This window comes from Croceitalea sp. P059 (assembly GCF_031846365.1).
In the GTDB taxonomy this organism is placed as follows: Bacteria; Bacteroidota; Bacteroidia; order Flavobacteriales; family Flavobacteriaceae; genus Croceitalea; species Croceitalea vernalis.
Map to the genome: position 1 here is coordinate 111678 of NZ_JAVRHW010000005.1, position 20977 is coordinate 132654.

Annotated in this window: 18 protein-coding genes and 1 tRNA gene; 11 read left to right on the top strand and 8 right to left on the bottom strand. The window is 33.6% G+C overall.

Going from position 1 to position 20977, the window contains the following annotated elements; genetic code table 11:
* Positions 1–19 precede the first annotated feature (19 nt).
* The 5 genes from RM542_RS13945 (at position 20) to RM542_RS13965 (ending at position 2964) form a co-directional block, all read left to right on the top strand.
* Positions 20–655, top strand: coding sequence for a hypothetical protein (locus RM542_RS13945; protein ID WP_311386361.1), 636 nt, complete (start codon positions 20–22; stop codon positions 653–655).
* Between the two features lie 115 nt (positions 656–770).
* Positions 771–844 (top strand) — tRNA-Arg (locus RM542_RS13950).
* Positions 845–1010: 166 nt separating this feature from the next.
* Positions 1011–1532 (top strand): 5' nucleotidase, NT5C type, encoded by a 522-nt coding sequence (locus tag RM542_RS13955; protein WP_311386362.1) that lies wholly within the window; start codon positions 1011–1013, stop codon positions 1530–1532.
* Positions 1529–2245: a dienelactone hydrolase family protein gene (locus tag RM542_RS13960; protein WP_311386363.1), complete on the top strand. Its 717-nt coding sequence runs from the start codon at positions 1529–1531 to the stop codon at positions 2243–2245. Before RM542_RS13955 ends, RM542_RS13960 begins: the two co-directional genes overlap by 4 nt.
* On the top strand, positions 2245–2964 hold the full coding sequence (locus RM542_RS13965) for a M15 family metallopeptidase (RefSeq protein ID WP_311386364.1): 720 nt from the start codon (positions 2245–2247) through the stop codon (positions 2962–2964). Before RM542_RS13960 ends, RM542_RS13965 begins: the two co-directional genes overlap by 1 nt.
* Before the next feature lie 55 nt (positions 2965–3019).
* Here the strand turns inward: RM542_RS13965 and RM542_RS13970 are convergent, their stop codons facing one another.
* The 3 genes from RM542_RS13970 to RM542_RS13980 are packed head-to-tail and all read right to left on the bottom strand — an operon-like array spanning position 3020 to position 5915.
* Positions 3020–4198, bottom strand: a complete 1179-nt coding sequence (locus tag RM542_RS13970) for a class I SAM-dependent methyltransferase (protein ID WP_311386365.1) — start codon at positions 4196–4198, stop codon at positions 3020–3022.
* Positions 4199–4205: 7 nt separating this feature from the next.
* Positions 4206–5306, bottom strand: a complete 1101-nt coding sequence (locus RM542_RS13975) for an AI-2E family transporter (protein WP_311386366.1) — start codon at positions 5304–5306, stop codon at positions 4206–4208.
* Positions 5307–5309: 3 nt separating this feature from the next.
* A complete protein-coding gene (locus tag RM542_RS13980) occupies positions 5310–5915 on the bottom strand; it encodes a DUF4159 domain-containing protein (RefSeq protein WP_409220567.1) in 606 nt (201 codons plus the stop codon).
* Between the two features lie 87 nt (positions 5916–6002).
* Here RM542_RS13980 and RM542_RS13985 point away from each other — a divergent pair, with 87 nt between their 5' ends.
* Positions 6003–6776, top strand: a complete 774-nt coding sequence (locus RM542_RS13985) for a DUF1223 domain-containing protein (RefSeq protein WP_311386368.1) — start codon at positions 6003–6005, stop codon at positions 6774–6776.
* Here RM542_RS13985 and RM542_RS13990 read toward each other — a convergent pair.
* From RM542_RS13990 to tsaD, 3 genes are read right to left on the bottom strand one after another with little or no spacing between them, the layout of a single operon-like run.
* Positions 6773–7477 carry a 16S rRNA (uracil(1498)-N(3))-methyltransferase gene (locus RM542_RS13990; RefSeq protein WP_311386369.1) on the bottom strand — a complete coding sequence of 235 codons (705 nt, stop codon included), beginning with the start codon at positions 7475–7477 and terminating at the stop codon, positions 6773–6775. The two genes, RM542_RS13985 and RM542_RS13990, sit on opposite strands and share 4 nt — an antisense overlap.
* A gap of 1 nt (position 7478) precedes the next feature.
* The gene (locus RM542_RS13995; RefSeq protein WP_311386370.1) at positions 7479–7811 is read right to left on the bottom strand and encodes a TfoX/Sxy family protein; all 333 of its coding nucleotides are present in this window, start codon (positions 7809–7811) and stop codon (positions 7479–7481) included.
* Between the two features lie 3 nt (positions 7812–7814).
* Positions 7815–8837, bottom strand: coding sequence for a tRNA (adenosine(37)-N6)-threonylcarbamoyltransferase complex transferase subunit TsaD (gene tsaD, locus RM542_RS14000; RefSeq protein WP_311386371.1), 1023 nt, complete (start codon positions 8835–8837; stop codon positions 7815–7817).
* A gap of 81 nt (positions 8838–8918) precedes the next feature.
* On the opposite strand from tsaD, the gene RM542_RS14005 reads away from it, so the two are divergent.
* The 4 genes from RM542_RS14005 (at position 8919) to RM542_RS14020 (ending at position 16425) form a co-directional block, all read left to right on the top strand.
* Positions 8919–13355 (top strand): translocation/assembly module TamB domain-containing protein, encoded by a 4437-nt coding sequence (locus tag RM542_RS14005; protein WP_311386372.1) that lies wholly within the window; start codon positions 8919–8921, stop codon positions 13353–13355.
* A gap of 125 nt (positions 13356–13480) precedes the next feature.
* Positions 13481–14467: a 6-phosphofructokinase gene (gene pfkA / locus RM542_RS14010; protein WP_311386373.1), complete on the top strand. Its 987-nt coding sequence runs from the start codon at positions 13481–13483 to the stop codon at positions 14465–14467.
* Between the two features lie 29 nt (positions 14468–14496).
* On the top strand, positions 14497–15498 hold the full coding sequence (gap, locus tag RM542_RS14015; RefSeq protein WP_311386374.1) for a type I glyceraldehyde-3-phosphate dehydrogenase: 1002 nt from the start codon (positions 14497–14499) through the stop codon (positions 15496–15498).
* A gap of 75 nt (positions 15499–15573) precedes the next feature.
* Positions 15574–16425: an N-acetylglucosamine kinase gene (locus RM542_RS14020; RefSeq protein ID WP_311386375.1), complete on the top strand. Its 852-nt coding sequence runs from the start codon at positions 15574–15576 to the stop codon at positions 16423–16425.
* Here the strand turns inward: RM542_RS14020 and RM542_RS14025 are convergent.
* Together RM542_RS14025 and RM542_RS14030 are read right to left on the bottom strand one after the other, a co-directional pair.
* On the bottom strand, positions 16418–16798 hold the full coding sequence (locus RM542_RS14025; protein ID WP_311386376.1) for a RidA family protein: 381 nt from the start codon (positions 16796–16798) through the stop codon (positions 16418–16420). The genes RM542_RS14020 and RM542_RS14025 overlap by 8 nt on opposite strands.
* A gap of 40 nt (positions 16799–16838) precedes the next feature.
* The gene (locus RM542_RS14030) at positions 16839–19541 is read right to left on the bottom strand and encodes a putative LPS assembly protein LptD (protein WP_311386377.1); all 2703 of its coding nucleotides are present in this window, start codon (positions 19539–19541) and stop codon (positions 16839–16841) included.
* Positions 19542–19672: 131 nt separating this feature from the next.
* Here RM542_RS14030 and RM542_RS14035 point away from each other — a divergent pair, with 131 nt between their 5' ends.
* Complete coding sequence (locus RM542_RS14035) at positions 19673–20923, top strand: N-acetylmuramoyl-L-alanine amidase (RefSeq protein ID WP_311386378.1); 1251 nt, start codon at positions 19673–19675, stop codon at positions 20921–20923.
* Positions 20924–20977 lie beyond the last annotated feature (54 nt).

The following is a 20977-nucleotide window of genomic DNA, read 5'->3' on the forward strand; positions in this document are numbered from 1 at the left end:
AACCAAACAACCATCCATAATGAGTAAAATCCAAGAAAGAATAGCTGAATTAGACAAGGTTTCGAAAAAAACTAGAACGGTAAATAATATTTTGTGGGTATTCGTTTTTGCACTTGTGGCCCTTGCAGGATATTTTGCTTATGAATCTTCGGTAAAAGAAAAGGAGATAGAAAAATTATTGAGTTTGTCTAATGACGCTAAAGAAAAACTTGCTTTAAGTGAATCGACGACACAAGCTAAATTCGATTCTATTATAAGGGCTTCAGATGCTGATTTATGGCAACAGGCTAAAAAAATAAACACCTTGAAAGCTTATTCAAATTATGCTCAAGAGAATCCATATGATTCAATTCATAAGGCTGATTTGATAAAAGCTGTGGATAATCTTCTTAGCAATGTAGGTTATGTTCAGTATCAAGAAACGAATGGCAATAAGCTTTATACAGTTAATACAGAAATTCATTTAGAAGGAGAGTATGTTCAATTTAAGAACGATAAGGCAATTAGGAACGGAGCAATTGGTATAAACGACTGCGGTGCGGATAATTCGAAAAGAATAGATGTCATCAATAAAGGAAAAACCGTAAGGGTTAATAAGTTGTGTGAAGCTCCAGGCAGTCAATCAATTTGGGCAGAAATTGCTTATTCAAATTAAGTTTTTAAGACGTGGTCTAATTTAGTTTTTCTTAGTTTCAACTTAATTTTTGAAATAATAAATCCAATAATTTTAAAACTAAATTATACATTACTATATTTGCACCCGCAAAATAGGTCGCGTAGCTCAGCTGGATAGAGCATCTGCCTTCTAAGCAGACGGTCAAAGGTTCGAATCCTTTCGCGATCACAGAATAATAAAGCCTTGTTTTTACAAGGCTTTTTCTGTTTCTATACTCAAAATTTGATACAACTACTACCTTCGTTTTTGGTCATTAATATTTTTCTTCAAATACTTCCTGCCAACATATTTCCATTTGTGCCTCTTTTTAAAGAACTTCACAAAAAGATATAAGATGACCATTTTTATAGATATGGATGAGGTAATTGCTGATACTTATCAAGGGCATATTGATTTATATAACCAAGAATTTGACAGTAGTTTTTCAAAGTCAGATTGCGATGGCAAAGATTTTTGGCAATTAGTGCCAGAAGCTCATATTGAAAATATTAGAGGACATGCCCGAAAAGAGGGATTCTATATTAACTTAAAAGTCATTGAACATAGTCAAGAGGTTTTAAAACGACTAAGTCAAAAACATGAAGTTTTTATTGCATCTGCGGCTATGCAGTTTCCTAATTCATTAAGGGAAAAGTCAGATTGGCTTGATCAATATTTTCCTTTTATTCCATGGCAAAATCGTATACTTTGTGGAGAGAAGTATATTTTGAATGGTGATGTTTTAATTGATGATAGAAGTTATCATTTACGAAAATTTGAGAATAGAGGAATTCTTTTTACTTCACCGCATAATACCAAAACGGAAGGTTTCGAAAGGGCTAGTTCTTGGTTGGAAATTGAAAAAATGCTGTCATGAAACATTTAATTTTAATATCAATTGCAGTTTCATTTCTTTTTTTATCGGGTTGCGCGGGTCAAAGTCGTCTTATTGACAATGAATATGAAACCGTTACTAAAGAGAACTTACAGTACTATCTCTACTTTCCAAAAGACTACGATAAGACTGAGGATGAAGAATTTGGGTTACTACTATTTCTGCACGGGGGCGGTGAATCAGGAGCTGAGTTAGAAGAAATTAAAAAGAACGGACCTCCAAAATTATTAGTAGAAGGTAAAGAGTTTCCTTTCTTAATTTTAGCGCCACAAAATCCGCATAAAAGGAAATGGTGGAATATTCATGCAGTAAATCAACTGCTTGACGAAATTGTCAAAACAAACAGAATTGACCCTAAGCGTATTTACCTAACCGGACTAAGTAGGGGAGGCAGTGCCGCTTGGGATTTGGCTGTTCAATACCCAAAAAAATGGGCTGCATTAGCTGTAGTATGTGGTATGGCGCCTGTACCATATGCACACTGGATTGATAAAAAACTCCCAATTTGGGTTTTTCATGGAGATATGGATAAAGTGATTTCTATTGAAGAGTCGGATAAAATGGTTGCTAAGTTAAAGCAGATGAGTTATGATGTTAAGTATACTCGTTATAAAGGTGTAGGTCATAATTCTTGGGCTAGGGCTTATACTACCGATGAGTTATATGAATGGATTAACAATCAAAAATTAGACTAATGACACGTTATTTTTTTCTTTTCGTGTTAATTAGTATAACGGCTTGCAAAAGGTCTGCAGAACGGGTTAAAAATACTCCAGTTGAAGTAATTGGGACAGGTTTAGATACAGTCTTAGAAGTTGTTGAATTACCAGTTAAGCAAAAAGAACTGCGTTCTTTTGAAGGGATAGCGGATAGTACTTTTATTCGCTTGGCTGATTTTAGCAACGATTTTGTTTTTGATATGCGTTATGCAACAGAAAATAATTTTTTAAAAGCTAAAGTATACGATTGTGCGGAATGTTACACCAGAATGCGAACAGCCAAAGCCTTGTTAAAGGCGAACAAGGAGTTTTTAGTACAAGGTGTAAAAATTAAATTCTTTGACTGCTACCGGCCTAATTCTGTACAATATAAAATGTGGGAAATAGTGCCCAACCCCCAGTATGTAGCAAATCCGGTAAAAGGTTCCATACATAACAAAGGTGGTGCTGTAGATATAACTTTAGTCGATTTAGAAGGTAATGAGCTCGATATGGGGACGGACTTTGACTTTTTTGGAAAACGTGCCTATCATGATAACCTGGACTTGCCAATAGAAATCCTTAATAATAGAAAATTACTTAAGGAAACTATGGAAAAGCATGGGTTTTGGTCAATTAGAACAGAGTGGTGGCATTACAACCTATCTGCTGGCAGCAATGCTAAAATTGCCAATTTTAAATGGGAATGCGAGTAGAGGAGATTTTTCTAAATTATTAAGGATTCATACTAATTAACCTTGTGCTTATTTTTTATGTCTTTTGGCCTTTTATTATTATTCGTTTATTGTTAGAATTGGTAGTAAAAAAGAGATAATGGTCTCCGCCTTCTTTTAACTTTAATTTTTTTCGAATACTTGCTACTGATTCAGGAAAGTTGCGTGTAGTGATATTAGCTTTAGTTAAATTTAGTTTTTGAAGTTCTTTTTTGTTACAGGGTAATACATTCTCTATTTTAAACCTTCGCCCGGGAAAATCAATAAACTTTTCAGATGTATATAAATGAGAATGTTCGTGTAGCTTTTTAATTTCAAAAGCTTTGCCTATAGATTTAAAACCACCAGATTTCAAAATTGCTGAATTTGGTTCATAAAGAAACTTTTGAGGTAGGTCAATTTCAGAAAGAGTTGCTTTTTCATCTTCAAGTATAAAATCAAATTCCTCATTTGAATTAGTTTTAAGATTTCTGGTTTTTATTTGAATGGACCCTCTAAAACCTTTTTCTAAAATCCAGAGTAATTCTTTGACTTCATTTTTAATGGCAACAATATGAATTTCTTTTACAAATTTTAAATCAGAAATACCTTGTTTGATATCCAAAAGAGGAGCCGTTTTTATTAAAATATTTTTCGATTTTTCAAAAATTTTATCAAGATTTGAAGGAACATCGGGTAAACAATCTTGTAATAAAAACACTTTTCCTTTTACCTCATTACGTCGTGATGGATCAATAAAAATCCAATCAAAACTAAGCTCAGTTTTATTTAAAAAATCCAATCCATCTTCATTATTAAGAATAATGTTTTTAGCACCTAATACTTCAAAATTATAACTAGCTATTTTGGATAGTTTTTGGTTCAGTTCACAGTGGTAAACTTGATCTATTTTTTTTGAAAAAAAGTAGTCATCTACACCGAAGCCACCGGTAATATCGAGTAGTAATTTTCCAGTTATTAAATCCGCTTTGTATTCAGCAGTTTGTTCTGAACTGGTTTGTTCAATATGTAGCTTTTCTGGGTAGTATATTTTAGGGGTTTTGAACCAGGTGGGTAGTTTGTGCTTACATTTTTTTTTGGCTTCAAGCTGCTCAACAAGCTCTTTTTGAGTAATATCTTGAAATAATTGTTTTTTTAATAAAACTGACACGATGTCAGTACTCCAATTATTTTTTATAAACTCCTGAACACCAGTTTTTAAAATAGCTTTATTCAAATTAACACTATAGATTTTTAGTTAGCTTCTTTACAATGCTATTATCGCTTAAAAATTCTTTTAAAATTACCTTAATAGCGGTGTACCCGGGTACCGCAATTACCATTCCCACCACACCAAAAAGTAATCCTGCTATAATGATGACCAAGAAAATTTCTAAGGGATGAGACTTTACAGAATTAGAAAATATGAAGGGTTGTGAAAAGAAATTATCAACCAATTGACCGATCAATAAACCAATCAAAACATAAGAAGTTTTAGGTAAAATAATGGTGCTAAAATCAGCCCCAAGGAAGCTTGTCATTGTAAGTGTAATCATGATGACTCCACCGATGATTGGACCCACATAAGGAATGATGTTAAATAGTGAACATAGAAAGGCAATAACAATGGCATTTTCGACACCCACAATAAGCAAGGTAATTGTATAGATTACAAACAAAATAAATAGTTGTAAAAGTATTCCGCCAAAGTATCTAGATAATAAATTATTGATTTTATCAATTGATTTCACCATGCTTCCTTCTTTTGTATTTGGAACAAAAGTTAAAAGTCCGTTTTGAAATAATTTGCTGTCTTTTAAAAAGAAGAATGAGATAAATAAAACGGAGAATAATCCAATACTAAAATTGCTAAGTACGTTTAGAAATGAATTTAAAAAGTTGGGTATAAAATTTAAATTCAAACCTTCTAGAACATTTTTTTCTAAATCAGAATCTTCAATCATTTCATTAACATTCGATGTTGTGATTCCGAAATAATCAACAATTTCTAAGTAAAGCGTATTTAGGTTGTTTTTTAAATCGTCAATATCTAATAATGAAAGATTTCTACTTTGTTCGTTTATTAGCGGAATGAACAATGCCAAAATACCTATAAAGACACCTAGCATTAAAAGCATAGTTAAAATTACTGCAAGCGTATTTGGAAGTTTTAATTTTCTTCTTAAAAACAGGACAATGGGTCTGCCAAGTAAAGCAATCACAGCGGCAATAGCAAGATAAGCTAAGACAGATTGTATTTTAAGTAAAAAGTAGCCAGTTAAAACAATTGCGGTAATTATAAGAACTGCTCTAAGAATTCCGTTAGATATGGTTTTTGATTCCATTGGTTAGGTTTTAAAAACGTAAGCTATAATATTTGCCCCCATTTGTAGGGCTTTTAAACGAATCTCTTCGGGGTCATTGTGCACTGAGGGATCTTCCCATCCATCACCTAGGTCGCTTTCAAAAGTAAAAAGTAATACTAATCGTCCTTCATGAAAAATACCCAAGGCTTGTGGACGTTGTCCATCATGCTCATGAATTTTGGGCAATCCTTCCGGAAAATCATATTTTTCATTGAATATTGGATGATCACTACCCAGTTCCTCCAATGCTTTGTCAGGGAATACCTTATTCAATTCTCTTCTTATGTAGGGTTCCATCCCGTAATTATCATCAATATGCAAGAAACCACCCGCTAGAAGGTAAGTTCTAAGATTTTGGGCTTCTTCATTTGAAAAGAACACGTTACCATGCCCAGTCATATGAAGTAGTGGAAATTGAAAAATATTGACATCACCAACTTCGATAGTTTGCGGCTTATTTTCAATAGTAGTATCTAAGTTTTCATTGCAAAAACGAATTAGATTTGTTAGGGCTGTTGGATTAGAATACCAATCACCTCCACCCCCATATTTTAGAATTGCAATTTCTTGTGATTGAAGGCTGTTCATCACAAAAAAAGTTAAAAAAACTACTATTTTGGTAAGTTGCTGCATTTAAAAACGAATACTATAAGAGAATCAAAAATACAGAATAAGATGTATAAAAAAATCATAATTCCAATTGTGGTCTTGGTGGGCTTAGCAACAATGGCTTTTTATCAAAATAAAGATGAAGCTACAATTGCAAAAGAGCCTAATAATATTGATGAATTTGAATCAATTGTGGTTTTAGAACTCTTTACTTCTCAAGGATGTTCTAGTTGTCCACCGGCAGATGTTTTGTTAGAAAAGGCAAAGGATGATTTTCCGGATAAAGTTTTTGCATTGTCTTATCATGTTGATTACTGGAATTATATAGGATGGAATGATCCATACAGTAAATCGGCCTATACCTTAAAACAAAGAGCTTATAATCAAAAGTTTAAATCAAGAAATAATTACACTCCGCAAATGGTAATAAATGGTTCCGAGCATTTTGTGGGTTCTGATAGACTTACTTTAAATTCAAAGATTGCGACCTATGGAAAACAACCAGCAATGAACAGAGTGTTAGTATCTAAAATTGAAAGAACTGATTCGTTTATCAAGTTTGATTTTGAAATCGAAGGTAAGTTGACTGGTAAAAAATTAAGAACAGTCTTAGTTTTAAACAACCGAATTACATCTGTAAAAAGAGGAGAGAATAAAAATAGAACTTTGAAAAATTCAAATATTGTTATTGCAGAAAACTATTTAGATATCAAAACTGCTTTGGATGCAGGAAGTATTAATATCCCTAGCGATATAAGTATTAATGAAGAAGTAACATTAATGTTAATTCTAGAAGATGAGAATTTAAATATTACGGGAGCCGTAAAAGCTAAAATTTAATTATTTAAGATACTCACCACGGTGCAGGCATAGATAGCTGCTGTTTCAGTTCTCAGGCGATTACGGCCTAAAGAAACAGGAGAGAAATTACTTTCAATGGCTTGTTTTATCTCTTTTTTTGAAAAATCACCTTCAGGCCCAATAAGGATTACTACATCTTTATCGGCTTGTAATCTTCTTTTTAATTCTACTTTCTCTCCTTTTTCACAATGAGCAATTAGTTTTAAATTGCCTTTGGTTTGTTCTAAAAATTTATCAAATGTTACTAATGGATTCAATTTAGGCAAGACAGTTTGCAAAGACTGTTTCATAGCGGATTGTAGTACTTTTTCAAGCCTTTCTGGTTTGATTATTTTTCGTTCTGAATGTTCACATAAAATTGGTGTTATTTCACTAATTCCTATTTCGGTAGCTTTTTCTAAAAACCATTCAAAACGGTCATTCATCTTTGTGGGTGCCACAGCCAAATGTAGCGAGTAGGATTTTGGTATAGTTTTATCTTCTGAAATAAGTTGGGCTTTACACTTTTTAATATCAGCGGTAATAATTTCTGCTTCAAACAAGACACCTTTGCCATTTGTTATGTACAGTATGTCTCCAGCTTTTTTACGAAGTACTTTTACAATATGCTTACTTTCTTCAGCTGTAAAGTAGAATTGTTTAAAACTGTTATCTAATGATGGATTGTAAAAGAGCTGCATATTATTTCTTTAATTTATTCTTGGCATGTTCAACACCGAGTTCAATCCAATATTGCAATTGTTCTTCGGTGTGATAACCTTCTACCGTAACAAAGATAAATTCTTTCATAGGTTTACCCGTGAAATCCATTGGTCGGACAAAGTTCTTGCGAAGTTCATGACTAATTTTTTCTGGAATCACACGAACCATTAATTCTTTATTTATAGTTCCAACGGTCATTTTTCCTTCTAATAAAAAGGCTAAGCCACCAAACATTCTTTTTTCTGTAAACTTCTCAGGAAAAATTTTCAATGCTACATTGATTCTTTTGGCTAGGTTTTCATCGTAAGGCATAATCTATAAACTGTATCGGGCTTTAGCTGTTATGTTTTGTTCAGCAAAATCATCTTCTAAAAACTTCAAATATCCAACAATACCAATCATAGCTGCGTTATCGGTGCAATATTCAAATTTTGGAATATAAGTATGCCATCCTAATGTTTTTTCAGCTTCTTTTAATCTAAAACGTATACCAGAATTTGCGGCTACTCCACCCCCAATAGCAATTTCTTTGATTCCAGTTTGATTTACGGCAAGCTTCAACTTTTGCATTAAGATCTCTAAGATTGTAAATTGAATAGAAGCGCAAATATCTTTAAGATTTTCCTCAATAAACTTTGGATTCTTTTTTACACTTTTCTGAACAAAATAGAGAATACTTGTTTTTAATCCACTGAAACTAAAATTGAGACCCTCAACTTTAGGTTTGGGAAAAATAAAAGCCTGTGCATTTCCTTCTTGAGCATACTTATCAATTAAAGGTCCTCCAGGGTAGGGAAGGCCAAGTAATTTTGCACTTTTATCGAAAGCTTCTCCAACAGCATCATCCAAAGTTTGTCCCAATATTTGCAAGTCAAAATAGTTGTTCACCTGAACAATTTGAGTGTGTCCACCGCTGAGGGTCATGGCTAAGAAAGGAAAAGAGGGTTGAGATTGTTTTTCATCATTTATAAAATGTGCTAAAATATGGGCTTGCATATGATGAACCTCTATTAAAGGAATATCAAGACCCAAAGCTAAAGACTTGGCAAAAGAAGTTCCAACTAGCAGAGATCCCATTAGTCCTGGACCTCTAGTGAAGGCTATTGCCGATAGTTGATTTTTGTCGATATTTGCTTTGGCTAATGCTTGATGTACTACGGGTACAATATTTTGCTGATGCGCTCTTGATGCTAACTCGGGTACAACACCGCCATATTGCTGGTGTATAGCCTGTGTAGCTACAACATTGCTAAGCACTTTATCATTTCGTAGCACTGCTGCAGAAGTATCATCGCATGAAGATTCTATGGCCAGTATAAAGTTTTCTTGACTTTTCACCTATTTTGGAACAAAAGTTGACGATGCAAAGATAAAAGGTAAATCACTATCAAAAAACTTAGAAAAATACTGATTAGAATTGTGCTGGTACTTTTACTGATTCTAGTCATTTCTACCATTGTTTTTTCCTTACCTATTGTTCAAACCAAAATTGCCAAAAAAGCGACCACAAGCCTGAATAAAGAATTTGGAACCAATATCAATATTGATAGGGTTCAATTTTCGCCTTTCACTTTAGGAGCTACCATCAAAGATATTTACGTTGAAGACTACCAAAAGGACACCCTTTTTTATATTCAAAAGCTTTCCACTTCAGTTTTAAGCCTTCGTAATATGGTTAATGGAAGGTTAGAGTTTGGTGATGTTGACGTTGATGGGCTATTCTTTAAGTTGAAGACCTATGAGGGTCAAAGAGATACCAATTTAGATGTGTTTGTTGACAAATTGGATGATGGTAAACCAAGAGCCCCAGGCACTCCTCCATTTTTCATGTCTTCTTCTGAAATAAATCTTTTTGAAAGTCGATTTTCCCTTGTAGATGAAAATCTCGAAAATCAAGAAATATTACAATTTAAAAATTTAAAAGTTAATGCTACTGATTTTCAAATTATTGGCCCGGAAGTAGGAATGATGATTAATGATCTGTCGCTGCTTAGTAAAAGAAACTTAAAAATTGAAAAATTAGCAACTACCTTCAAGTACACCAAACAACAAATGCGTTTTGATTCTTTAGCTATTAAAACAAAAGAATCAACCTTAAAAGGCAATTTGCAATTTGATTATAATAGAGAAGATTTTGGAGATTTTTTAAATAAAGTCAATGTAAAGGCAAATTTTGAAGAATCTACCGTGGCCTTCAACGAAATTAATGCCTATTTCAATGAATTTGGAACGGATAAAATAGCCACCTTTTCAAGTAACGTTTCTGGAGTTTTAAATAATTTAACTGTTACAGATTTGACATTGCTTTCTGATAACACAGGCGTGCGTGGGGACTTTAATTTTAAAAATCTTTTTAAGAAAGAAGAACCTTTTATAATGACTGCCAACATGGATAATGTCACTTCAAGTTATTATCAATTGAGAGGGTTGCTACCAAACATTTTAGGGAAATCAATACCTACATCATTTCAAAAATTTGGTCAATTTACAATTCGTGGTGAGGCTGAAATAACAGATAGTTCCTTAGATGTTCAAGTTAATTTAAACACGGCTATTGGCAGTAGTTATGCTGACCTTCAAATGACGAATATCAACAATATTGACGATGCCTCATACCGCGGTTTTATTTCATTGATTGACTTTGATTTAGGAGACTTTATTGAAAATGAAAAATTTGGAAAAACAACGCTTGATGTTAATGTTGAAGGCCGTGGATTTATTGCAGAGTATTTAAATACAGAAGCGATTGGTGAGATATATAATATTGATTTTAACGGTTATATATATCAAGGTCTTAAAGTCTCTGGTATTATAAAAGAAGAACTTTTTGATGGGTCATTAATCAGCACTGATGAGAATTTTAAATTTAGTTTTAAAGGTCTTGCAGATTTTAGTGAGGCGCGTAATGATTTTAATTTTATCGCCAATGTTGATTATGCTGACTTCAATAAACTAAACTTTATAACGGATCCCGTCTCCGTTTTTAAAGGAAATGTGCGGATGGATATTGCGGGTAATTCATTAGATAATATTACTGGTGATATTCAATTTGAGAATACAATTTATCAAAATGTAAATGACACTTATAATTTTGATGATTTTGCTATTTCATCAACTTTTGAACAAGATTCAATTAGAAACATTCAAATCATTTCTCCTGACATTATAACGGGTTATATGAAAGGGAATTTTAAGGTTGCTGAATTAGGCAAGCTTTTTCAAAATTCGTTAGGAAGTATATATACTAACTATAAACCTTTTGAAATATCTGATGGTCAAGAAATAAACTTCAACTTTAAGATTTACAACAAGATTGTAAGTATATTTTTACCAGAGGTTCGCTTTGGTCCAGATACGTTTATTAGAGGAAACATTGTCGCAGATGAAGGAGATTTTAAACTAACTTTTAAATCACCTGAAATTGCAGCTTATAAGAATGCCTTAGAAAATATTGAACTAAAAATTGACAATAAAAATCCTTTGTTCAACACCTTTTTGTCAGTTGGTAATATGGAGACTGTTTATTATGATTTAAAAGACTTTAATCTAATTAATACGACCTTAAAAGACACTTTGTTTTTTAGGACAGAATTTAAAGGGGGTAGCCAGTTTAATGATAGTTACAATCTAAATTTCTATCATACCTTTAATGAAGAGAACAAATCCGTCATAGGTTTAAAAACTTCAGAGGTAAATTTTAAGGATAACAATTGGGTTCTCAATAAATCTGGAAATAGACAAAACAAGGTAATTGTTAATAGAACTTTAGATAGCATTGAAATTAAGGAAATTGTCATGGATAATGGCAAAGATGAACAGATTCGATTAAAAGGAGAATTAGCGGACTCAACGTATAAGAATCTGGAGCTTCAATTTAAAATCGTATCCCTTAATAAAATAACACCTGCCATAGATAGTTTAAAATTAGATGGTCAGGTCAATGGGTTTCTCAATATACTTCAAAAAGAGGGTAAATATCTACCTTCTTCTAGCCTTGATATCACAGACTTTTCTGTTAATGAAATGAGAATGGGTGATATGGAGGTTGTTGTTTTTGGTAATAATGACCTTACAGAATTTGGAGTGAATTCATGGCTTACAGAAGATGGGCAAGAACGTTTCAGTGTTAGTGGTAAAATTAATAATTCAAAAACCGAGACCAGTTTAGATTTGTTAGCTTCTTTAAACGAGTTTAAACTAGAGCCGTTTGCTCCTTTAGGTGAAGATATAATTTCAAATATCAGAGGCCTCCTTAACGGAAATGTTAGAATAACAGGCAATGCTAATAGTCCCGATTTTAATGGAACATTGACTTTAGATGAAGCAGGAATTGGTATACCTTATTTAGATGTTAATTATGATTTTGCACCGCAATCTAGGGTTAGGTTATATGATCAAACTTTTTATTTTGATAACATTATTTTGAATGATGTTGATTATAATACGAAAGCAACTTTAGATGGGACCATTTCTCACACAGCGTTTAGTGATTGGATTTTAGGTTTAAACATTGATACAAATGATGACCGGTTTCTAATTTTAGATAAAGAATACAATGAAGATGAGCTATACTATGGTACCGGATTTGTTAATGGAACGGGCAGTATATTTGGCTCAACAAATGCCCTTACGATAGAATTTGATGGCGCCTCCGCCAAGGGAACAAAACTAAAAATTCCTTTAAGTGATGTGACCAGCGTCGGTGATTATTCATTTATCAATTTCATAGAAAAAGATGCTACAAATATAATAAAAGGAGAACGTGTATTAGATGACTATCAAGGTCTTGAACTTGCTTTTGATTTGGCTGTTACACCTGATGCAGAGGTCGAAATTGTCGTTGATAGAGAAAGTGGTAGTACTTTAAAGGGAACTGGCGAAGGACTTTTGTTATTTGAGATTAATACAAACGGCAAATTCAACATGTTTGGAGAGTTTGTTGTGGTTACTGGAGAGTATCGTTTTAGACGAGCAGGTCTTATCGACAAAACCTTTGAAGTAAGACCGGGAGGAACCATATTATGGGAGAGAGAACCCTTAGAAGCTCAATTAAAACTGGAAGCAGTATATGCTTTAAATGCTAATCCCGCACCGTTATTAGATAATCCAGGTTTTACAAGAAGAATACCTACAGAAGTTGTGGTTCGTTTAGAGGGGGAATTAGAAAATCCAACGATTGATTTTAATATTGAGTTTCCCGGTACAAATTCTGTGATTAAATCAGAATTGGAATATCGATTATTAGATCCAACGATTGAAAGTAATAATGCTTTTTTCTTATTGGCACAGGGAACATTCTTTAATGATCAGGGGTTAAATCAACAAGCGGTAACGGGTAATTTAATACAAACAGCCTCAGGTCTTTTAAATCAAGTTCTGGGTGGAAATGATGATAGTAAATTCAATTTTGGTTTATCTTATGAGCAGGGCTATGAAGATGTTAATGCTGGTGTAAATACAGAAGATCGTATTGGGGTAACAGTAACCACTCAAATATCAGATCGTGTTTTAGTTAATGGTCGCGTTGGTGTTCCTGTTGGTGGGGCAACGGAGACAGTAATTGCGGGTGATGTTGAAATTCAAGTGCTGTTAAATGATGATGGAACCTTAAGTGCTAAATTTTTTAATAGGCAAGGAGAAATTCAACAGTATTTAAGTGAACAACAAGGCAATACCCAAGGTATTGGCTTGTCTTATCAGGTTGATTTTAATAATTTCAAAGAATTAATGAAGAAAATCTTTAGTTCCAAGAAGAGTGAAGAAGAAGCTGTAGAGAAGCCTCAATTAAATTCTAACTTTATGGGTAAAGACAGTTTAATTAGATTTTATCCAAAGAAAGTAAATCCAAGGCAATAAAATATCCCACAATTCAATAAAAAGATGATACGAAATCGTTTGCGGTATTGAGATAAGTCAAATTAGTCAGCACGTCATTTTTTTATTGGAATAAGTTTGCTAGTTTTGATCTCTCAAAATTAAAAATGACCAATAAAATCAACAAAATTGCAGTATTAACCTCTGGTGGTGATTCTCCAGGGATGAATGCAGCTATTAGATCTGTTGTACGTACCTGTGCCTTCATGAAAATGGAGTGTGTCGCTATTTATCGCGGCTACCAGGGGATGATTGATGGTGATTTTAAACCTATGAATGCTCGTAGTGTTAATAATATCATCAACAAGGGTGGTACTATTTTGAAATCTGCTAGATGTGAAGAGTTTAGAACGCCTGAAGGACGAAAAAAGGCCCATGACCAATTACTAAAAGAAGGTATTGATGCCTTTGTTGTTATTGGTGGTAATGGCAGTTTTGCTGGTGCTCTAAAACTTAATGAAGAGTTTAATTTTCCTGTAATGGGAATCCCCGGTACGATTGATAATGATATATTAGGTACTTCTTACACGATAGGTTTTGATACAGCAATTAATACCGTTGTCGAGGTTATTGATAAGATACGTGATACCGCAAGTTCGCATAACAGATTATTCTTTGTAGAGGTTATGGGGCGTGATGTTGGTCATATTGCACTTAATGCTGGTGTAGGTGCCGGTGCAGAAGAAATTCTTATTCCTGAACAAAATTTAGGTTTAGAACGTCTTCTTGACTCTTTAAAAAGAAGTAAGAAATCAGGAAAGTCTTCTAGTATTGTGATTGTCGCTGAAGGTGATAAGACGGGTAAGAATGTATTTCAATTAAAAGATTACGTAGAAGAACATTTACCTATTTATGATGTTCGAGTTTCCGTATTAGGTCATATGCAAAGGGGAGGTAACCCAACTTGTTTTGACCGCGTATTGGCAAGTAGAATGGGCGTAAAGGCAGTTGAAGCCTTAATGGAAGATAAAACGAACTATATGGTTGGTATTAGAGATAATAAACTAATATTGACGCCTATAAGTGAGGCAATTAAAGCACATACCCCTGTTGATGAAGAGTTAATCAGGGTTTCTGATATTATGACAACTTAAAATAAAAATTAAACCTTAAAAAGAATACGATGTCACAGGTAAAAATTGGTATTAACGGATTTGGAAGAATCGGACGACTGGTCTTCAGAGCTTCAGTAAAAAGAGATAATGTAGAGGTAGTAGCCATAAATGATTTGTTAGATGTTGAACATTTAGCTTATTTATTAAAATATGATTCTGTACATGGAAAATTTGACGGAACTGTTGAGGTAAAAGATGGACATCTTGTAGTAAACGGTAAAACTGTTCGTATTACCGCTGAAAGAGACCCTAAGAATCTAAAATGGGATGAAGTAGGAGCCGATTTGGTAGCTGAATGTACAGGTATCTTTACCACTCTTGAAACTGCTCAATACCATATTGACGGTGGCGCTAAGAAAGTTATTATTTCTGCTCCATCAAAAGATGCTCCAATGTTCGTAATGGGAGTTAACCATATGGACGCGAAAGCGAGTGACACCATTGTATCTAACGCTTCTTGTACAACAAATTGTTTGGCACCGTTAGCTAAGGTTTTAGACGATAATTTTGGAATTGAAGAAGGACTAATGACCACAGTTCATGCAACCACTGCTACTCAATTAACTGTCGATGGACCTTCGAGAAAAGATTATAGAGGAGGTAGAAGTGCAATGTTAAATATTATACCAGCTTCTACAGGAGCTGCAAAAGCAGTAACAAAGGTAATTCCTTCTTTAGTTGGTAAGTTAACTGGTATGGCTTTTAGAGTACCAACTGCAGATGTATCTGTTGTAGACTTGACGGTGCGTTTAGAAAAGGAGACTTCTTACGAAGAGATTAAAAAAGTATTTAAAGAAGCTTCAGAAGGAAAAATGAAAGGTGTTTTAGGGTATACTGAAGATGCCGTTGTTTCTCAAGATTTTGTTTCTGATTCTCATACAAGTATTTTTGATGCTGGAGCAGGTATCGAGTTAAATTCAAAGTTTTTCAAACTAATTTCTTGGTATGATAATGAAGCAGGTTTCTCTAATAAGATGTTAGATTTAGCATCACACGTTTCAAGTCTTTAGAAAATAATATAATTCATATATTCCTGAAAATTTGGGTAATTTCCTTATTTTCAGGAATATTTATTTTAAGTAGTTATGGTTTTAATCGTTGATAGCGGAGCAACAAAATCTGATTGGATAGCATTGGATAAAAATGGCGAGCAGCTATTTGTCACACAAACCTTAGGTTTAAGTCCTGAGGTATTGACTAGAGAGGTTATTGAAGACCGTTTGGCCAATAACTTTGAGCTTTCAAAAAATAAAGAAGAAGTTTCGCAACTCTATTTTTATGGCGCCGGGTGCGGAACCGATAGAATGAAAAAATTTTTGAAAGAAATTTTCAAAGACTTTTTTCCTAATGCGAAAACTGAGGTTCGTGAAGATACGTTTGCGGCGATTTATTCAACTACTAAAATTGGACATCAGGGGATCGTTTGTATTCTTGGGACTGGATCTAATTGTAGTTATTACGATGGGCATCAACTATTTCAAAAAGTCACTTCTTTAGGCTATATTTTAATGGATGATGGCAGTGGTAATTTCTTTGGTAGAAAATTACTTCGTGATTATTATTTTCATAAAATGCCACAAGATTTAGGTATAAAGTTTGCTAAGGAATATGAATTAGAGGCGGATGTTATTAAGCATAACCTATACAAACAACCTAATCCAAATACCTATTTAGCCACTTTTGCTCGTTTCATTATCGAGAATAAGGAACACCCTTACTGTCGAGGGGTTATTGACAAAGGTTTTCAGCAATTTGTGAATAATTATATCATGCAATTTGAACTAGCGACCAAAGTACCTATCAATTTTGTTGGTAGTATAGCTCATTTCTTAAGAGAAGAATTAACAACCGTAATTGAAAGAAATGATTTGATACTGGGTGTAATTCGCCAAAGACCTATTGAAGGTCTAGTAGAATTTCATAAAAGTACTATTTAACAGCAATCATTGAGATTTCTACATTTACGAACATTGGTAAATTAGCAACTTCTACAGTTTCTCTAGCAGGTGCTGTATCGGCATTAAAATGACTGCCATAAACCTCATTTACTTGAGAGAATTGATGCATATCTTTTAAAAAGATTGAAGTCTTTACAACATTCTCAAAATTCATTCCCGCTTCTTCTAAAATAGCTTTTAGATTTTGCATGCATTGTTCTGCTTCTATTTTCACATCACCTTGGACTAACTTACCCGAAGCTGGGTCAATAGGAGTCTGACCGGAAATATATAAGGTGTCTTTGATTAAAATAGCTTGGTTGTAAGGCCCTATTGGCGCAGGAGCTTTACTAGTTGTAATTATTGTTTTCATTTTTTTACGTTACAAATTGGTTAAAGAAAAAATTGAGATTTTAACGTTGACTTCTGTTTTCCCATTTTAAATCTTGTAATAATGAGCTACTTATTCCAATAAAGAAAAACCAGTTTTCATTAGATCCAAAAGGTACCCAATCAAATCTTAAATCAAAACTTTTTAAATTTCTTCTAAAGCCGAGTTGGGTTTGAGCAAAACCATTGTTTATAAAATCATATCCTGAACTTACCCGCACATCCCATCGTGGTGATAATGACACATTACCAGAAAACATTAGGTTAGCTCTATTAATTTCATCTTGACGATTTGTATTGTTATAACTCATTCCAAACCGCATACTTAAATCCCATGGCAGTTTATTTCCATAAAGTGGGTTTTCTATATCTTCTTCTGCTTTTCTATCATTACTTGCCCTATTATCCAATCCAAAACCAAATAAATCGTCTGTACTTCCTCCACTTGTAGCTCTATATTCATCGCTAACGGCTTTTGCTTCGTCAACGTCCTCTTTGTCTTTACCAAATATTGCGCTGGTTAAAGAATAAGAAACATCAATTCTACCAGTTGTAAAACGCAATAAACTACCACCATTTTTAACGTTTAGTGTATTTATTCTGGTGCCATTATTATCAATGGTATAAGGATCCAATGTACCTGCGAAATTGATACTCATTTTATTATCAAATAAGCTGGTAGCACCATTCATTGCTATTGGGCTAAGTTTTAAAGAATCCGCTTGAAAATTATAAGCGGTTGAAAAATTCAAATTCTTCAATATGGATACTTTTTTGGCTTCTGTAGCTGTCGAGTCTTTATCTCTTACTTTAGCTTCTAATGTATTTTGAAGCGAAAAAGTCATCGAGTTGGATTGTGTTAAACTTGGTGCTCCGTTTAAGGTGCCTTCAAATCTGCTATATTGAACTAATTCCCCATCATTGTCCTCATAGGTGTCATAGAATTGCTCAGAAGAGGGTGTATATCCCCATCCGACCTGTGGTCTGATAACGTGGCGGATTGCTTGTATTTTTTTATCCTCTCCAAAATTAAAAGTTCCATAGAGGGTTGTTCCAATACTTGCACTAAGTCCATATCTATTATACCTATCAAAACCTGCTATAGTATCTAAAACAACTTCCGTATTACTGTCAGGATTATCTGGATCAACGCCTCGCTCAAAAGTTTCAAAAGCCCATACATCTTCATAATTACCCCCAACGGTGACACTAAAATATTTTGCAACTTTGAAGTTAGTACTAATTGGTAAGGTATGTCTAGCACCTATTTTCGCGTCCTCAAACATTCTTTTTGTAAAAAATAAAGTGTCAGTTGTAGCTATTCTATTTTCTGCCCTTAAATTATATTGAAAGTTCACATTTTGAATTAGTCCTTTTTTAATCCCATCTCTTTTGGCAAATGGAAAAATACGCTCCATACTAGCGCTCAAAGTAGGTAATGTTAGATTGACTTGTTGAGTCCTAGTATTCTGATTATGAGTTGCAGTCAAACTCATATTCACTGAAGGATAATTGGGAAAAGTTTTTGAATATGAAATTGAAGAGGACAAGTTATTATTCTGGTTATTTTGAACATTAATTTGATTGAAAGAGTTCGTAAAATATTGACTACTCCCAAGGTTTACCGATGCTGAAAAACGAGAATTTGGATTAGCCTTAGCATCTTGTGAATGAGAGATTTGAAGGTTATATAAAGTAGACCGACTAAAGTCATCAAATCCTTTTTGACTCGTAATCTGATTTTCAAATCTAAAGTTTACATTCCCTCTATATTTATATCTTTTAATGTACGTAGATTGTGTTCTGAATCCATAACTTCCATTAGTGAAAAAGTCACCGAGCAAAGTGATATCAACATTGTCGTTAATTGGTAAATAGTAACCCCCGTTTTGCAAAAAGTACCCCCTATTTGGATCATTACCAAATGTAGGAAATATGAGCCCCGCTGTGCGGCCAGTCGTTAAAGGGAAATAAGCAAATGGAAGTGCGATAGGTGTAGGTACATCTACGAGATAAAAATTACTAAAACCTGCTATTATCTTTTTGCCTGGAACAAATTTGGCTTTTCTAATTTTGATGTAGTAATCAGGATCAACGGTATCCTTAGAGGTAGTTAGTCTACCATTTTTCAAAAAATAAACAGAATCATTTTCTTTTTTGGTAACCTCAGCTAATACTTTCATAGCGTCTTGACCACCTAAAGCTCCTAAACCAGCACTTTGTTCGGTTCTTGAATTCCAAATAAGTGCTTTCTGTGTATCAAAATTAAAACGAATTGAATCTGGAATTACAACTTGATCACCTTGTTTAAAATTTGGTAATTGTGAATAAGTCCCAGTTGAGTCCTTAATTCTTCCGGCATAGACTTCGTTTTTAATGTAATCCATAATGATAATACCTGCTTTTAGCTCGGTATCTTGGTAATAGATTTCAGCTTCATTATAAAGGTATATTTTCTTGTCTTTTTGGCTTAGTTTGACGTAATCTTTGGCCTTGTATTTAATCTTTCCTAACAAGAGTTGTTTTTTCCCAGATGTAGAATCTATTGTTGCGGAATCGACTGATATTGAATCTTTTGCCATACTCATGGACAATAAAGGCGCTGTTATAGTATCCTTAATAGCTTTAATAGGTAACGGTACAATAGGGTCTTCTTGAGCTACAACAGTTATCGTCGTGAAAACCAATAGGAATAGGAAAAGATAGAGATGTTTGTTTGCTTGCAACGTGATAAATCCTATTTTTGTAGTAGTTTGGCTCGGTCTTTGGAGTTCAAACTTACATATATTTTTTATTCTGTTAATCTGGCATTACAATAAATTTAACCTTGACAGGGTACTAAAATTAAGCAGTTCTTATGGCTAAAACTCGAATCATTTTCACTATTCTCTTGGGATTCATTTTTCTTAATTATTCATTTATCAAAAATAGTACTGAAGAAAACGCCAAAAATAAGTTCGTCGTTGTTTTAGATGCTGGCCATGGCGGTCATGATCCAGGAAACCTCGGAAATGGATTTCTAGAAAAAAACATTGCACTCGACATTGTTTTAGAAGTTGGTAAGGTTCTAGAGAAGAATCCTGATATTAAAGTGGTCTACACGCGCGATGACGACACTTTTGTTGACTTATTCAAAAGAGGTGAAATAGCTAATCAAGCTAACGCTGATTTATTTGTTTCAGTTCATTGTGATTCGCACAATTCAGATGCCTATGGTGCTGGCACTTTTGTGCTAGGATTACACGCAAACAAACAGAATTTTGAAGTTGCTAAAAAGGAAAACTCGGTTATTTATCTCGAAGATAATTATGAGCAGAAGTACTCTGAATATGATATTAATTCGCCAGAATCTGTTATTGGTTTAACTGTTATGCAAGAGGAGTTTTTGGACCAAAGTATTGAGCTTGCAAAACTTTTACAAACCAGTTTTACTTCTAAGCTTAAAAGAAAAGATAGAAAAGTTAAACAAGCAGGCTTTATTGTATTGCATCAAACTTTTATGCCAAGCGTGCTTATTGAAGCTGGTTTTTTAACTAATAAAAATGAAGGCTCTTATCTGAATTCTACTAAAGGGAAAAAAGAGATGGGAACTGCTATTGCCAATGCAATACTTTCTTATAAGGATGGTGTTGGTGCCAATATAGAACCTTTAACAATTTCAGAAAATACGACCGCTTCAAAAACTAAAGAAGATGGTCTGGAAATATTAACACCGGTTGAGAAAAAGGAAGATGTGGTTGATGCTGATATTTCAGTTGAGAAGATATCAGAAAAATCGGTAACCAAACCTATGATTAAAGAAGTTAAGGAAGAGTCTAAGATAACTTCTTCAACTACCAAAATCCAAGGCGCAGATGGTATAACATTTAAAGTACAATTAATGGCGAGCGCTAAGGTTCTAAATTTAGAAGCGAAAAATTTTAATGGCCTTGATAATATTTCTAAAGAAGCATTTAGCAATTTATATCGATACATGTATGGAAATACAAATTCTTATCATGAAGCAAAAGCTTTAAAATCTAAGGCTGATTCTAAAGGATATACTACTTCGTATATTGTCGCTTATAAGCAAGGTAAACGAATACCACTACAAGAAGCCTTAAAATGATTTTGACATTGTAAGGCTGTCTTAAAATTATTCCTAATTTTGTTTAGAACAGTA

Bases quoted from the DNA above. Each gene is read 5' to 3' on its own strand.
- RM542_RS13995 (WP_311386370.1), bottom strand. From the start codon at position 7,811: ATGCCTTACGATGAAAACCTAGCCAAAAGAATCAATGTAGCATTGAAA.
- gap (WP_311386374.1), top strand. From the start codon at position 14,497: ATGTCACAGGTAAAAATTGGTATTAACGGATTTGGAAGAATCGGACGA.
- RM542_RS14025 (WP_311386376.1), bottom strand. From the start codon at position 16,798: ATGAAAACAATAATTACAACTAGTAAAGCTCCTGCGCCAATAGGGCCT.
- RM542_RS13965 (WP_311386364.1), top strand. From the start codon at position 2,245: ATGACACGTTATTTTTTTCTTTTCGTGTTAATTAGTATAACGGCTTGC.
- RM542_RS13990 (WP_311386369.1), bottom strand. From the start codon at position 7,477: ATGCAGCTCTTTTACAATCCATCATTAGATAACAGTTTTAAACAATTC.
- RM542_RS13960 (WP_311386363.1), top strand. From the start codon at position 1,529: ATGAAACATTTAATTTTAATATCAATTGCAGTTTCATTTCTTTTTTTA.
- RM542_RS13945 (WP_311386361.1), top strand. From the start codon at position 20: ATGAGTAAAATCCAAGAAAGAATAGCTGAATTAGACAAGGTTTCGAAA.
- RM542_RS13975 (WP_311386366.1), bottom strand. From the start codon at position 5,306: ATGGAATCAAAAACCATATCTAACGGAATTCTTAGAGCAGTTCTTATA.
- RM542_RS14020 (WP_311386375.1), top strand. From the start codon at position 15,574: ATGGTTTTAATCGTTGATAGCGGAGCAACAAAATCTGATTGGATAGCA.
- RM542_RS13980 (WP_409220567.1), bottom strand. From the start codon at position 5,915: ATGAACAGCCTTCAATCACAAGAAATTGCAATTCTAAAATATGGGGGT.
- RM542_RS13985 (WP_311386368.1), top strand. From the start codon at position 6,003: ATGTATAAAAAAATCATAATTCCAATTGTGGTCTTGGTGGGCTTAGCA.
- RM542_RS14035 (WP_311386378.1), top strand. From the start codon at position 19,673: ATGGCTAAAACTCGAATCATTTTCACTATTCTCTTGGGATTCATTTTT.
- RM542_RS13955 (WP_311386362.1), top strand. From the start codon at position 1,011: ATGACCATTTTTATAGATATGGATGAGGTAATTGCTGATACTTATCAA.
- pfkA (WP_311386373.1), top strand. From the start codon at position 13,481: ATGACCAATAAAATCAACAAAATTGCAGTATTAACCTCTGGTGGTGAT.